This window comes from Streptomyces sp. NBC_01298, from assembly GCF_035978755.1.
Taxonomy (GTDB): domain Bacteria; phylum Actinomycetota; class Actinomycetes; order Streptomycetales; family Streptomycetaceae; genus Streptomyces.
The window spans coordinates 3418359-3432169 of record NZ_CP108414.1 but is presented as its reverse complement, the minus strand read 5'-3'; the positions used below and the strand labels follow the sequence as shown (position 1 = coordinate 3432169).

The 13811-nt window shown below is 70.5% G+C and carries 14 protein-coding genes and 1 tRNA gene; 9 read left to right on the top strand and 6 right to left on the bottom strand.

The genetic code is table 11. The annotated features are described in order from the left end of the window. Positions 1 to 127: 127 nt before the first annotated feature. Complete coding sequence (locus OG730_RS15285; protein ID WP_327304761.1) at positions 128 to 919, bottom strand: transglutaminase family protein; 792 nt, start codon at positions 917 to 919, stop codon at positions 128 to 130. Then, entirely contained in the window at positions 916 to 1908 is a 993-nt protein-coding gene (locus tag OG730_RS15280) for a GNAT family N-acetyltransferase (protein ID WP_327304760.1), read from the bottom strand. Before OG730_RS15280 ends, OG730_RS15285 begins: the two co-directional genes overlap by 4 nt. 117 nt (positions 1909 to 2025) lie before the next feature. Here OG730_RS15280 and fdxA point away from each other — a divergent pair, with 117 nt between their 5' ends. Together fdxA and dapC are read left to right on the top strand one after the other, a co-directional pair. After that, positions 2026 to 2355, top strand: a complete 330-nt coding sequence (fdxA, locus tag OG730_RS15275; RefSeq protein WP_030011906.1) for a ferredoxin — start codon at positions 2026 to 2028, stop codon at positions 2353 to 2355. Between the two features lie 131 nt (positions 2356 to 2486). Further along, positions 2487 to 3587: a succinyldiaminopimelate transaminase gene (gene dapC / locus OG730_RS15270; protein ID WP_327304759.1), complete on the top strand. Its 1101-nt coding sequence runs from the start codon at positions 2487 to 2489 to the stop codon at positions 3585 to 3587. Between the two features lie 69 nt (positions 3588 to 3656). Here dapC and OG730_RS15265 read toward each other — a convergent pair whose 3' ends face one another. Continuing rightward, the gene (locus OG730_RS15265; RefSeq protein ID WP_327304758.1) at positions 3657 to 3992 is read right to left on the bottom strand and encodes an ATP-binding protein; all 336 of its coding nucleotides are present in this window, start codon (positions 3990 to 3992) and stop codon (positions 3657 to 3659) included. Positions 3993 to 4315: 323 nt separating this feature from the next. Beyond that, entirely contained in the window at positions 4316 to 5290 is a 975-nt protein-coding gene (locus OG730_RS15260; protein WP_327304757.1) for a hypothetical protein, read from the bottom strand. Positions 5291 to 5377: 87 nt separating this feature from the next. On the opposite strand from OG730_RS15260, the gene dapE reads away from it, so the two are divergent. Further along, positions 5378 to 6472, top strand: coding sequence for a succinyl-diaminopimelate desuccinylase (gene dapE, locus OG730_RS15255; RefSeq protein ID WP_327304756.1), 1095 nt, complete (start codon positions 5378 to 5380; stop codon positions 6470 to 6472). A 24-nt stretch (positions 6473 to 6496) separates the two neighbouring features. Here the strand turns inward: dapE and OG730_RS15250 are convergent, their stop codons facing one another. Next, entirely contained in the window at positions 6497 to 7702 is a 1206-nt protein-coding gene (locus OG730_RS15250) for an RNA-guided endonuclease InsQ/TnpB family protein (protein WP_327304755.1), read from the bottom strand. Positions 7703 to 7892: 190 nt separating this feature from the next. Here OG730_RS15250 and OG730_RS15245 point away from each other — a divergent pair, with 190 nt between their 5' ends. After that, the gene (locus OG730_RS15245) at positions 7893 to 8651 is read left to right on the top strand and encodes an LOG family protein (protein WP_327304754.1); all 759 of its coding nucleotides are present in this window, start codon (positions 7893 to 7895) and stop codon (positions 8649 to 8651) included. Positions 8652 to 8664: 13 nt separating this feature from the next. On the opposite strand, the gene folP is transcribed toward OG730_RS15245, so the two are convergent. After that, the gene (folP, locus tag OG730_RS15240) at positions 8665 to 9525 is read right to left on the bottom strand and encodes a dihydropteroate synthase (RefSeq protein ID WP_327304753.1); all 861 of its coding nucleotides are present in this window, start codon (positions 9523 to 9525) and stop codon (positions 8665 to 8667) included. A 76-nt stretch (positions 9526 to 9601) separates the two neighbouring features. Here folP and OG730_RS15235 point away from each other — a divergent pair, with 76 nt between their 5' ends. The 5 genes from OG730_RS15235 to OG730_RS15215 all read left to right on the top strand — a co-directional run bounded on the left by OG730_RS15235 (position 9602) and on the right by OG730_RS15215 (position 13805). Then, a complete protein-coding gene (locus OG730_RS15235; protein ID WP_327304752.1) occupies positions 9602 to 9967 on the top strand; it encodes a DivIVA domain-containing protein in 366 nt (121 codons plus the stop codon). Further along, complete coding sequence (locus OG730_RS15230) at positions 9964 to 10539, top strand: DNA-3-methyladenine glycosylase I (RefSeq protein ID WP_327304751.1); 576 nt, start codon at positions 9964 to 9966, stop codon at positions 10537 to 10539. Before OG730_RS15235 ends, OG730_RS15230 begins: the two co-directional genes overlap by 4 nt. Before the next feature lie 277 nt (positions 10540 to 10816). After that, on the top strand, positions 10817 to 12490 hold the full coding sequence (locus OG730_RS15225; RefSeq protein WP_327304750.1) for a recombinase family protein: 1674 nt from the start codon (positions 10817 to 10819) through the stop codon (positions 12488 to 12490). A gap of 295 nt (positions 12491 to 12785) precedes the next feature. Continuing rightward, the gene (locus tag OG730_RS15220; RefSeq protein ID WP_327304749.1) at positions 12786 to 13007 is read left to right on the top strand and encodes a hypothetical protein; all 222 of its coding nucleotides are present in this window, start codon (positions 12786 to 12788) and stop codon (positions 13005 to 13007) included. 718 nt (positions 13008 to 13725) lie between these two features. Continuing rightward, positions 13726 to 13805 (top strand) — tRNA-OTHER (locus tag OG730_RS15215). Positions 13806 to 13811: the final 6 nt, after the last annotated feature.

Sequence of the window (13811 nt, the reverse complement as noted above, 5' to 3'; positions counted from 1 at the left end):
TGGAAGGGCGGGTAGGGGAACTCCGCCCCACCAGCGGCAAGGCCGCGGCAAGGAACTCTCGGCCCCGCGCAGCGGCAAAGGGTCGCAGCGGGACTCCGCCCCGCGCAGCGGAAGCCGGGCCGGCGGCCTAATTCAGCAGGGCCCGCGCAGCCATCGCCTCGGCCCGAATCCGCACCGCGGACGGCGGATCGATCACGTCCACGACCACCGCGTAGGACTCCATCTCCGCCGCCCCCACCGCGAACTCCCCCCGCTCCACCAGCAGCTTCGCCCGCTCGTACCGCAACGCCGCCGGATGCGAGGGCAGCAGCAGCGCCAGGTCCAGCGCCCACAGCGCCACCCCCGAGTGCTCGGGCCGCGTCGATGCCCACGCCCGGATGTTGTTCAGGATCCGCAGGACGATGTCCATCGTGCGCGCCGCGGTCCGCGGCCCCGCCGCCAGCTCCGCCGGACCCGCGCCCAGCGAGGCGCCCCCCGCGAAGGGGTCGACGACCACGCCCTCCTCCGGATCCCCGAAGCCCACCACGAAGTGCCCCGGCAGGGCCAGCCCGTACACCGGAGCCCCGGCCCGCCGGGCCACCTCCAGCCACACCACGGACAGCAGGATCGGCAGCCCCCGGCGCCGCCGCAGCACCTCGTGCAGCAGCGAGGACGAGAGCCGGTCGTAGTCGGCAGGGGTGCCGTGGAAACCCATCCGCCCGCCGAGCAGTTCGGACACCGCCGAAGCCCACGCGCGAGCGCCCCGCAGCCCGTACGGCAGCATGCCCGCCAGCCGGTCCAGCTCGATCTGCGCCCAGTCCATGGCCCGTTCGTCGAGCTCCGGATCCCCCTCCGCGGCCAGCAGCAGGCACAGCGTGGCCAGGTCGGGCCGCTCCGCCCGCGCCTCGGCGGCGAACCGCTCCCGCCAGGGCGAGGTCACAGGGCCGCCCGGCGGTAGTGGTGGTACGTGTGGTGCGTCCCGAAGCCCATGCGCCCGTACAGCCCCTGGGCCCCGGCGTTGTCGCTCTCCACCTGGAGCCACGCGGCCGACGCGCCCTCCTCCAGCGCGCGCCGCGCCAGCGCCGCCATCACGGCCGAGGCGAGGCCGCGGCGCCGGTGCTCGGGGTCGACCTCCACGGCCGCGAACCCGGCCCACCGGCCGTCCACCACGAGCCGCCCGATCGCCCGGCCGGGTACCGTCGCGAACCACACCGAGGGCCCGGCCGTCAGGACGCGGCGTGCGGTCTGCGGGTCCTTGACCCGTCCGTAGCGGGAGAGCCAGTCCTCGTCCGGAGTACGGGTCAGCCGTACGTCCGCGACCACGGCGTCGTCCACGTCCAGGTCCGCCACCGCCGCCAGCCCGCCGACCTGGACCTGCGCCGACACCTCGCGGACCCAGCCCCGGTCCTCCAGCCCCGCGCACAGCGCCTCCTGCGTCCCCGCGGCCCCCGTGGAGGTCTGGAGGTAGGCCGGAAGACCCCGCCGCGCGTACCAGGCCGTCACCCGCTCGAGTGCATCGTCCAGCGGAACCCCGGGATCGCCGAGCGGCAGTACGGAGTTGGCCCGGCGGGTGAATCCGCCGGCCGCGCGCAGCGTCCACTCGCCCAGCGGCTCGCTCTCCAGCGGCACCCAGGCCCGTGCGCAGACCCGCGAGAGCTCCTCGAAGGAGGCCGCGGGCCCCCTGCGGCGGGCCGGCGCGGCCGGTACGACCTTGCCCGCCACCAGCGCGGATTCCGCGATGCGGACGGACTCGCCGGTCTTTCGTGTGATCGTCACCACACCGTCGTTCCAGGATGTGAGAACCCCTACGGTGTCCGTGAAGCGGGGGGTCCCGGTCGAGCCATGCTCCACCCGTCGCACAGAGACTCGTTTACCCACGTCAGCGGGTGTAATCCGGATCTCCAGCCGTCCACCGGCAGTGATTTCCACAGCTCTGTCCGCCCCTCCTGTTCGGATCGTGCCCGGGAACGGAGATACTAGAGGCGGGCATCGACGACGCCGCGCTCCCGCGCGATATGGAAAGCCCTTATGAGGAGGAACGAGAGCGTGACCTACGTCATCGCGGAGCCTTGTGTCGACGTCAAGGACAAGGCATGCATCGAAGAGTGCCCCGTCGACTGCATCTACGAGGGCCAGCGGTCCTTGTACATCCACCCGGACGAGTGCGTCGACTGTGGTGCGTGTGAGCCGGTCTGCCCGGTCGAGGCCATCTTCTACGAGGACGACACTCCGGAGGAGTGGAAGGACTACTACAAGGCGAACGTCGAGTTCTTCGACGAGCTCGGTTCGCCCGGTGGTGCCTCCAAGCTCGGCCTGATCGAGCGCGACCACCCCTTCGTCGCGGCGCTGCCCGCCGGCATCAACGGCGAGCACTGACCTCTCAGGCAGTAGCGCCCCTCGGTCCCGTACGGCTCTCAGCCGCACGGGACCGAGGTGTTTTGACAGTTCCGACAGCACAACGAAGCCCTTCTGGAAAGCACGTGACACCCGGAAAGCGAGAGCGCACCGTGGCCGCAGTCTCAGCCCGTCTCCCCGTCTTCCCCTGGGACAAGCTGGAGCCGTACAAGGCGACGGCGGCGGCCCACCCGGACGGCATCGTCGACCTCTCCGTCGGCACCCCCGTCGACCCGGTGCCGGAACTGATCCGGCGCGCCCTGATCGAGGCCGCGGACTCCCCGGGCTACCCGACGGTGTGGGGCACTCCCGCCCTGCGCGACGCGATCACCGGATGGGTGCGCGGCCGCCTCGGCGCGAGCGACGCCGGGCACCGCAACGTCCTGCCGGTCGTCGGCTCCAAGGAACTGGTGGCCTGGCTGCCCACCCAGCTGGGCCTCGGCGCCGGCGACCAGGTGGCGTACCCCCGGCTCGCCTACCCGACGTACGAGGTCGGCGCGCGGCTGTGCGGCGCCGAACCGGTGGTCTACGACGACCCCACCACCGATCTCGACCCGGCCCGCGTGAAGCTGCTGTGGCTCAACTCCCCGTCCAACCCCACCGGCAGGGTCCTCCCCAAGGAGGAGCTCGCAGCGATCGTGGCCTGGGCGCGCGAGCACGGGATCCTCATCTTCAGCGACGAGTGCTACCTGGAACTGGGCTGGGAGGCCGAGCCCGTCTCCGTCCTGCACGACGAGGTCTGCGGGGGCTCCTACGAGGGCATCGTCGCCGTCCACTCGCTCTCCAAGCGGTCCAACCTGGCCGGCTACCGGGCGGCCTTCGTCGCCGGTGACGCCGACGTCCTGGGCGAGCTGCTCCAGATCCGCAAGCACGGCGGCATGATGACCCCGGCCCCCGTGCAGGCGGCCACGGTCGCGGCCCTGGGCGACGACGCGCACGTCGAGGAGCAGCGGGTGCGCTACGCGGCCCGCCGCGCGGCGCTGCGCACGGCCCTGGAGGCCCACGGCTTCCGCGTCGAGCACAGCGAGGCCAGCCTCTACCTGTGGGTGACCCGCGACGAGCCCTGCTGGGACACCGTCGCCCACCTGGCCGGCCTGGGGATCCTGGTCGCACCGGGCGACTTCTACGGCGAGGCGGGCGCGCACTTCGTCCGCGTCGCCTTCACGGCCACGGACGAACGCGTCGAGGCGGCGGTCAAGCGGCTGGCGCCGTAGCGGCGGGACAAGCCCGAGGGGCCCGGGAGTTCGTGCTCCCGGGCCCCTCGGCGTTCGTGGCGGCGGCTGCTAGCCGAGGCCGGGCAGCCCGCCCGGGAGACCCGCGGGGACGCCGGCCGGGAGACCGCCCGCCAGCCCGCCACCGGCGAGCGGCAGCCCCGCCAGCAGGCTGCCCGCGGCGCCGGTCACCTCATCGGCGGGGGCGGGGGCGGGAGCCGGAAGGGTGGAGGCGGCGGTGTCGCCCGCGGCGGCGACCGTCGCGTCCGGCGAGGTGAGCGCGCCCAGCTGCGGCACGGACTCCAGGCCCGCGGCACTGGCCGCGCCGGCCGCACCGACCACGGGCGCTGCCCCGGCTGCCAGCAGCAGCGCGGCACGGGCGATCCGACGGGTCAGGGAGGTGGACATGTTGCTCCTAGCGGTAGCGGCTGAGTACGCCGTGACAACCGCTCGCAGGGGGGCGCGAGTTGCGGAGCCGGTGGGTAAAGGATCAGTAACGGATCGTTTAATCGGCTTCCGGTCCGACCGCCCGGAACACGCGCCGACCTGCGATTGTGTGCCCGCCGGAGCCCTCGTGTCCGCCGTACGGGTCACCCCCGAACGGGCGACGGCCCGTACGCCCGTCCACCGGGACAACCCCGGACATCGGGCGCGCGCGGAGATCGGCCGCGCAGGGGGATCGGCCGTGCGCGAGGGTCGGCCGCGCACGGGAATCGGCCGCGCACGGCGAATCAGCCGCGTACGAAGATCCGTACCTGGCCCGGACCCGCGGCGGCGGGATCCCCGGCGCCGTTCGTGCCCGCCGCGGCGCCCCGCTCCCGCCAGCGGTCGCCGTCCTTGCCCGCGACCCAGGACTTCCCGTCGTACGAGACCCGCGTGATCCCCAGCTCGCGGGAGCCGGCCACCGCCCACTGCGCGAGCACCCGGCCGATCCGCGCCGCCGGATCCCCGCCGCCGGGCTTCGCCACCAGGGTCACCTCGGACTCGGCGCCCTCCCCGGACCGGCCGCCCGCGGGCGGCAGCGCGTACAGGGGGTTCTTGCCGAGCAGCCGGGTCAGCTCCGCCCGGACCTTGGCCGGATCGCCGGCCCGGACGGGCGCGGGCCCGGTACACGTCAGGTGGCCGGCGCCGGTGAAGGCCGCGGTCAGCACGGTGGCGTCCGGCTCGTGCTTCGCGTAGGCCTGCGGGAAGCCGCTCAGCTGGACCTTCTGCGCCGCCACCGTCAGCGGGAGCCGCGAGTACCCCTTGATCTCGGCCAGCCGGTCGTAGAAGATCCCCGCCGAGTACACCGGGTCCATGATCTGGTCCGGCGTGCCCCAGCCCTGCGAGGGCCGCTGCTGGAACAGGCCCAGCGAATCGCGGTCGCCGTGGTCGAGGTTGCGCAGGGCCGACTCCTGCATCGCGGTCGCCAGCGCGATGGTCACGGCCCGGTCGGGCATCCCCTTGGAGACCCCGACGGCGGCTATCGTCGTCGCGTTCGCCGCCTGCTCGGGGGACATCTCGTCGAACCGGCCGGAGGCCTTCGCGCCGCTCTTCCCGTCGCTCTTCCCGTCGGCCGAAGCCGTGCAGTAGGGCACCCCGGCGTTGTCGTTCGACGCGCGCTGCACGACGAAGTACCCGGCGACCGCCACCAGCACCAGGAACCCCGCGGCCCAGCGGAACGGGCGACGGCGGCGGCGAGGGCGGGCGTGATCGGTCTGCGGCACGCCGCCCACCGTACTTGAGCCATATGACGCGTCCATCGGCCGGACGGACAAGGCTTCGCCGCAGTCCGGGGCGTTAGGGTCAGCTCCATGTCCGAATCCGAGCTGGACCTCACCCTGGACGCCGCCGAGCTGACCGCCCGGCTCGTCGACATCCCCTCCGTGAGCGGCGACGAGAAGGTACTCGCCGACCTCGTGGAACACGCCTTGCGCGGCCTGCCGCACCTGACCGTGGACCGCTTCGGCAACAACGTGGTCGCGCGCACCCACCTGGGCCGCGCCGAACGCGTCGTGCTCGCCGGGCACCTCGACACCGTGCCGATCGCCGACAACGTGCCCTCCCGCCTCGACGAGAACGACGTCCTGTGGGGATGCGGCACCACCGACATGAAGTCGGGCGTGGCCGTGCAGCTGCGCATCGCCGCCACGGTCCCCGAGCCCAACCGCGACCTCACCTTCGTCTTCTACGACCAGGAAGAGGTCGCCGCCGACCTCAACGGCCTCGGCAAGGTCGCCGAAGCCCACCCCGACTGGCTGACCGGCGACTTCGCCGTCCTCCTCGAACCCTCCAACGCCGAGGTCGAGGGCGGCTGCCAGGGCACCCTGCGCGTCCTGCTCCGCACGTCCGGCGAGCGCGCCCACTCCGCGCGCAGCTGGATGGGCTCCAACGCCATCCACGCGGCGAGCCCGATCCTGGCCACGCTGGCGGCGTACGAGCCCCGCAAGCCCGTGATCGACGGCCTGGAGTACCACGAGGGCCTCAACGCGGTCCGCATCGACGGCGGCGTCGCCAACAACGTCATCCCCCACGAGTGCACGGTGACGGTCAACTTCCGCTTCGCCCCCGACCGCACCACGGACGAGGCGATCGCCCACGTCCGCGAGGTCTTCGCGCACTGCGACATCGACGAGTTCGTCATCGACGACCTCTCTCCCGGCGCCCTCCCCGGCCTCTCCCACCCCGCGGCCGCGGCCTTCATGGAGGCCGTCGGAGGACACGCCATGCCGAAGTTCGGCTGGACGGACGTCTCCCGCTTCAGCGCCCTGGGCGTCCCGGCGGTCAACTACGGCCCGGGCGACGCCCTGCTGGCCCACAAGGCCGACGAGCGAGTGGAAACCAAGGCGATCCTCCACTGCGAGGAACGACTCCGCGCCTGGCTGACCTCGTCACCTGCCGGTTCCTGAGAGCCGAGCTTGCGTTACGGCGCATCACCGGGTGTGGTGTGTCGTCCGCGTCAGGCCGTCCCGCTGCTGCGGGACGGCTGGGGCCGGTGACGGGGCCCCGCTTCGCCACACCATCAGCGCGCGTGCGCGGATGGTGCGGGAGCCGTTGCGGTCTGCGTGATCAAAGAATCCGCAGGACCGGCAGGCGAAGCGGGCCTGTGAGACCCGGTTCGCCTTGTCGACGTGCCCGCACTCGGAGCAAGTGCGGGAGGTGTACGCCGGGTCGACGTACACCACCGGCACTCCGGCCCGGCGAGCCTTGTAGGCGATGAACGCGCCGAGCTGGGCGAATGCCCAGCTGTGCACCATGGCCCGTTGGGGCTTCCTCAGCCGTACCCGTTCGCGGATCCCGGTCAGGTTCTCCAGACCGATTCCGCGCCCGGTGCGTTCAGCCTCGGCCACGATGTGTTTGGCGATCTTGTGGTTGACGTCCCGGGTCCGCCGGGCTTCCTTGCGGCGCCTGCGCTGGATGCGCCGCTTGGCGGATTTCGTTCCCTTGCGCTGAAGTTTGGTGCGGACGTCCCGGTCACGCTTCCGCAGCCGGTTGAGTCGCCGCCCGGCCATGATCTCGCCGTCGCTCGTCGTGGCGATGTTGACGATCCCGAGGTCCACGCCGAGGAAGTCCGTGGGCCGCGCGTTCGGAAGGGCTTCCGGTACCTCGCAGGTGGCGGAGAGGTACCACGAACCGTCGCGGTGGATCAGGTCCGATTCGCCGCGACGGTTCGCGGCGACCATCTCCAGCTGGGCGGGACTTCCCGTGTACGCCATTCCCTTTAGGCGTCCGGCCGTGGTCCAGATCGACACCGTGCGCGAGGTGGTCTGCCACGAGAGCATGCGGTCGTCGTAGGGCTGAGCGGCTGTTGACCGGAAAGCGAGCGGTTTCTCCGTCGCGCGGCGGTGTCGGGCGGAGCCGGGTCGGCCAAGGTTGCCCGCCCGTGAGTTCGCGATGAGGGCCGTGTACGCGTCGGCAACCTTTTTGATCACGTGCTGGGCGGCCTGCGCGCCGAGACCCCAACGTGCCTTGACCTCACTGTAGGTGTGCTTCCGGAGATCGAAGTTGCGGAGGGTCTTCTGCTCGAAGGCCGCCTCCGCCACCCATGAAGCCGCCTGGTTGCAGGCATGCAGGGTCGAGGCCAGTGCCAATGCCTGTGAGGACGTCGGCAGGAGCTTCACCTGAACCACCAGCTTCATGGGACGTGAAGCTATGGGATCGGACGTGAGTCTGTGTGTCGGTCGCTCGTTCCTCACCGGTTTCAGCGAGTTGTCGAGCGCCTGTTCGCTCGATGAGTCTTTCCGGCCACGCCAGGAACTCGTCGAGTTCCGTTGGTCGTCACCCCGGTGCGCCTAACCTGATCCAACGATCAGCAGGAGGGAGCACATCATGGGCAACCCTGAAGGGTCCGCTCGTCGTCGGCCCGAGGAGCAGCAGCTCGGGCCGGTGCTGAGGAGGCGGGGCCAGGTGCAGGCCGGCAGTACGACGGACCAGCGGCTGCTGGATTCGGCCGGGCCCTCCGAGTGGGTGCACACCGATCCGTGGCGGGTCCTGCGCATCCAGTCGGAGTTCATCGAGGGCTTCGGCACGCTGGCGGAGCTGCCGCCGGCGATCAGCGTGTTCGGCTCCGCCCGGACGCCGGTGGGCTCCGCGGAGTACGAGGCGGGCGTGCGGATCGGCGGCGCGCTCGTGGAGGCCGGCTTCGCGGTGATCACGGGCGGCGGCCCGGGCGCGATGGAGGCGGCGAACAAGGGCGCGCGTGAGGCGAACGGCCTCTCGGTCGGCCTGGGCATCGAGCTGCCCTTCGAGCAGGGGCTCAACGAGCACGTAGACCTCGGGCTGAACTTCCGCTACTTCTTCGTCCGCAAGACGATGTTCGTGAAGTACAGCCAGGGCTTCGTGGTCCTGCCGGGCGGGCTCGGCACCCTCGACGAGATGTTCGAGGCCCTGACCCTGGTCCAGACGCAGAAGATCACCCGCTTCCCGATCGTGCTGTTCGGCACGTCGTACTGGAGCGGGCTCATCGACTGGCTGAAGAACACGGTCATCGCCCAGGGCAAGGCCTCGGAGAAGGACCTCTACCTCTTCCACGTCACCGACGACGTGGACGAGGCGATCGCGCTCGTGACGAAGGAAGTCGGCCTGTAGGAGCCGCCGACGACTACGCCAGCCCCCGGCGGGCGACCGTCGGGGGTCGGTGGCCCTGGATGGCGCGGACCATGTCCAGGATCTGTTTGGTTTCCGCGACCTCGTGGACGCGGTAGACCTGGGCGCCCAGCCAGGCCGAGACGGCCGTCGTGGCCAGGGTGCCCAGGAGGCGCTCCTTGACCGGCTTGTCGAGGGTCTCGCCGACGAAGTCCTTGTTGGAGAGGGAGACCAGGACCGGCCAGCCCGTCTCCGTCATCTCCGAGAGGCGGCGGGTGGCCTCCAGGGAGTGGCGGGTGTTCTTCCCGAAGTCGTGACCCGGGTCGATCATGATCGACTCGCGGGGGACACCCAGGGCCGCCGCGCGCTCGGCCAGGCCGACCGTGACGCGGAGGATGTCCTCCATCACGTCCTCGTACGCGGTCCGGTGCGGCCGGGTCCGCGGTTCGACCCCGCCCGCGTGCGTGCAGACGATGCCCGCGCCGTACCGCGCGGCGACCTCCGCGAGCTTCGGGTCGACCCCGCCCCACGCGTCGTTGAGGAGGTCCGCCCCGGCCTCGCAGACGGCCTCTCCGACCTCGTGGCGCCAGGTGTCGACGCTGATCACCACGTCGGGGTGGCGGCGGCGCACCTCGGCGACGAAGCCCACCGTGCGCCGGGCCTCCTCCACCGCGTCCACGTGCTCGCCGGGGCCGGCCTTCACCCCGCCGATGTCGATGATCGCCGCGCCCTCGGCGACCGCCTGCTCGACCCGGTCCAGGGCCGGCTCGTCGCGGAAGGTCGCTCCCTGGTCGTAGAAGGAGTCGGGGGTCCGGTTCACGATGGCCATGATCACCGGCTCGTGGTCGTCGAACTCGCGCCTGCCCAGTCGCAGCATCCCGCTCTTTCCTCCTTCGGCGACCCTCGCGCCTCGCCTGCGACCTTAACCTGGTGGCCGGAGTCTCTCAGGGGAGTTGATCGTGTTCGCGTTCTTGCTCATCGCGCTGGTCGTGGTCGTCGCGGGAGTCACCCTCGCGGTGGCCGGCGGGGGGTCCGAGGCCGTGCTGCCGGATGCCGAGCCCGACCGGCTGTCCGACGCCCTGCCGGAGAACCGGCCCGTCGTACGGGCGGACATCGACGAGCTGCGCCTGCCCGTGGCCCCGCGGGGCTACCGGATGTCCGACGTGGACGACGTACTGGAGCGGCTGGCGGCGGAACTGGCGGAGCGTGACGCCCGCATCGCCGAACTCACCGGGGCTGCCGCGCCCGCGCCCGCTACCGGGCCCGCTACCGGGCCCGCCGAGGGCGCCGTGGACCTGATCAAGGGCGACGGGCAGTGAGCGGAGTGCTCGCCGGCCCCGACGGGGGTCTGCGGTGCCCTTGGGGGCTGGCCACCGAGGACTACGTCGCCTACCACGACACGGAGTGGGGCCGGCCGGTCCACGGGGACGACGCGCTGTACGAGCGGCTGTGCCTGGAGGCCTTCCAGTCGGGACTGTCCTGGCTGACGATCCTGCGCCGGCGCGAGGGGTTCCGGGCGGCCTTCGCGGGCTTCGAGATCGCCGAGGTGGCCGAGTTCGGGGCGGCGGACGTGGAGCGGCTCCTCGCCGACGAGGGGATCATCCGCAACCGGGCCAAGATCGAGGCGACCCTCGCCAACGCGAAGACCCTGGCCGGGTGGGAGGCGGGCGAACTCGACGCCCTCGTCTGGTCCCACGCCCCGGCGCCGGGGCGGGCCCCGAAGAGCACCACCGAGATCCCGGCGGTGACCCCGGAGTCCACGGCCCTGGCCAAGGCCCTCAAGAAGGCCGGCATCCGCTTCGTGGGCCCCACGACGGCCTACGCCCTGATGCAGGCCTGCGGCCTCGTCAACGACCACCTGGCCCGCTGCGTGTCCCGCGACTTGCCCTGACCGGGCCCGGCCCGGCCTGCTCCTGACCCGGCGTCGCCGCTGCGGCGGGGCCGGCCCTGCGGGGCGAGGTCCCCTACCCGCCCTTCCACCATCCCCCAGACTCCGTCCGGGGGGACCCCCAGCCGGGGGCTGGCCCCCGGACCCGCGCTCCTCAAGCGCCGGAGGGGCTGGATAAACCCAGCCTCGCCGGCGTTTGAGGCGCGGGGTCTGGAGTGGAACAAACACCCTGGGTTCTACTCGGTAGCGGGCCGTTTCCGCAGGTCACAAAGGCTTTTCCATGTCTACGAGCACCCTCGCACGTCTCTCCGGGAACCTCTCGCCCTCCACACAGGGCATGAACCAGACTACTGACGGGCTGTGCCCGTGCCACGGACGACCGTATGTAGACCTCCTCCTCCGTAAGTCAAAGATCGTCCGCGAGGGCGAGCGTGCACTGTCCATCCGGGCGCAGGAGGACCGTGGGCGGGCATGGGCAGACGAGCACGGGTATTGCGTGCGGAAGGTGTGGAAAGAGAACCTGTCCGCCTGGTCGGATGTGCAGCGCCCTAAGTACGACCAGGCCATGTCTGCCGTGCTCGCCGGCGAGGTACCCGCGCTGTGGTGCTACGCGCTCGACCGATTTTCCCGCAAGGGCGCCGAAGCGGTAGTACCGATCCTCGGCAAGGCACGCGTGATCTTCGACTACGAGCGTCTCGACTCGATGGACGAGCGGGACCGCCGATGGATCATCGACCGGGCCGAGAACGCACGCGAGTACTCGCAGCGCCTTTCTCACAACGTGCGCGGCACCAAATCCCGGCAGCGTACCGAGGGCCGTTGGCTGTCTAAGGCGCCGTTCGGGTTGGTCGCGGTCCCCGGTACGCGGAAGCTCGTCCCGGATCTCACCCCGTACATGTGCACCGTTGCCGACAGGCGGGAAGTAACCCCGTGGGAGATCGTCCAGCGCGTGTTCAAGGCCATCAGTGAGGGCATGTCGTCCCGCGCGCTGACCCGCCAACTCAACAGCGAGGGTCTGCGGACCGGAACGGGTGTTCCGTGGCGTGCCGATGCGGTCCGAGCGATCATCATCCATCCGGTATATGAGGGGTGGCTCACGCACTGCCCCGGCGGGAAGGCTCACCGCGACCGCGTGCCCTTCCTTGACGCACAGGGCGAGCGGATTCGTGTCGTCACGGACGAAACGCTGCCGCACATGATCCCGTCCGAGCTCGCCGAGCGTGCCCGCCGTGTGCTGTCCGGGAACCAGACCATCAGCAAGGCTGCCCCCACTCCGGGCCGCGCTGTCCGAGCGCTGACAAGCCGCATGCGGTGTGCATCCTGCGGCAGCGCCATGACGTTGGAAGGGGACTCGTACGCCTGCACCCGCTACGGCGACGGAGCCGAAGCGTGCGCCGATCCCGCGTTCGTCACCCGCAAGGCCGTCGAAAAGTACGTGGTGCAAACGTGGTCCGAGCGGCTCGCAGTCACCGACGATGAGGACCCGCTGTTGGTTGCCGTGGCCGAGCGTTGGCAGGCCATTACGCGGCCCGAGGAGACACAGGTCATCAGGGACGCACGCGCCGAGCTGAAAGCCGCACAAGCCAAGCTCGACAAGTTCCACGCGGACGACGCTGCGGACTTCTATACGGGCCGCTCCGCCCGATACCGCATCCCCCACAAGAACGCTGCCGAAGCACGGATCAGCAAGGCTGAAACGGCCCTCGCCGAGCTGGTCGGCAACAGCGGTCCCGTGTCCCTCTCGTTCCTGCTGAGCGGCAGGGGTGAGGCGTACTGGAACACTGCCGACGCACGGATGCAGCGCGACCTACTCGGACTCGCCATAGACACCGTGACCGTGACGAAGTCTCCGGGACGCGGACGGCGCTTCGACGGGATGAAGCGCGTCACCATCGCATGGGCCACCCCGGAAGGTGCCGAGCCCGACGCAGACGGGTTCGAGCAAGCCGCCTAGCGGCCCTGTAAGGACAGAACAGCCCCGGACGGCCCCCGTGATCATCCGGGGCTTTCTGCGTGCCCCTCGCGGCCCGGTACGCTCTTCGCACCCCGCGCCGACATGGGTGTGCGGGCTAGGGCTGGTGCCTTACAGGTTCGTCCTGGAAGCAGTACGACCAGCCCGCCTCGCCCCGGTAGTCCCTTCGGACCGCCGGGGCTTTCTGCTGCCAACTTGCGCAGAACCGCCACACGCCACATTCGCGCTGACTATGATCTTGGCGACCTATACAGTCCTACGCCTCAAAGGGGAACAAATGAGCGACGAAAAAGTCGCAGAAGCCACCCATAGGCTCTCAACCCTCCAGCATGAGAGGAAAGAGCTAGCCGATGCGCTGAAGAACGAAAGCCGACGCGGAAATTCCGCAGAGGTGGCTAGGCTAGAGGATGAAATTAAAACATGTGACAAGAAGATCGAAGAAGTGAATCGAGACCTGCGAGCCGCCCGCATGAGTCTGGCCACGGAGGGCACCGAGTAATCAGCCGAGCCGCACCGCCCCGGCATCCCTCGGGACCGCCCCGGCATCCCTCGGGACCGCCGGGGCTTTCCCATGTCCGCAGACGGGCGTACAGGGCCCCTCGTGCCCCCTCGCTGGCTGCCCTCGGGCTTGGAGCTCTCGGCTCTACAGCGAAGCGGTTGGTGTTGGGGTGTTGAGTTCAACCATTTTTTAGAAACACATAGAAAAAATAGAAAGAAAGAGAACCAGGGTCTCCTTCGGCACCGCGTCACCTCTTCGGACGCGGGAAACCTCCGCCCTCCACTGTGGGGAGAGAGTGAACGGCCCGCTCGTCCGGATGGACGCGGGAAACCTTCGCCCTCCACAGCTGGGGAGAGAGCGAGCGGTTCGAGTGTCCGAGCGGCACTGGAAACCTTCGCCCTCCACTACTGGGGAAGCAAGGGACCGAACAGTCCAGACGGACGCGGGAAACCTTCGCCCTCCACTACTTCCGAGAGCGGGACTACCGCGCACCCACCCAACGGGGGAACCGGGCGGACTGAGTGCCCGCTCTCGGATACAGCGTTGCCCGTGCTACACCGCACCCCGCGTTACCGGGGTGGCCAGGAGTCGACGTGTGGCAGCGCGAGCGGGGACCACACCGCCCATGAGTAACCCACCCTCCGGGGTGCGCCGAAAGGGGTTGTAAGCGCGTGTGGTCCCCAACTCGTCTGGACCGGTTCGCCGGCGAGGGCAACCCGTCCCCGCAGTTCATTGGTTGCGAACGGCCGTCTTACAACAATCCGGCGGTCGATGCTGGTTCGAATCCAGTCGGGAACACGCACT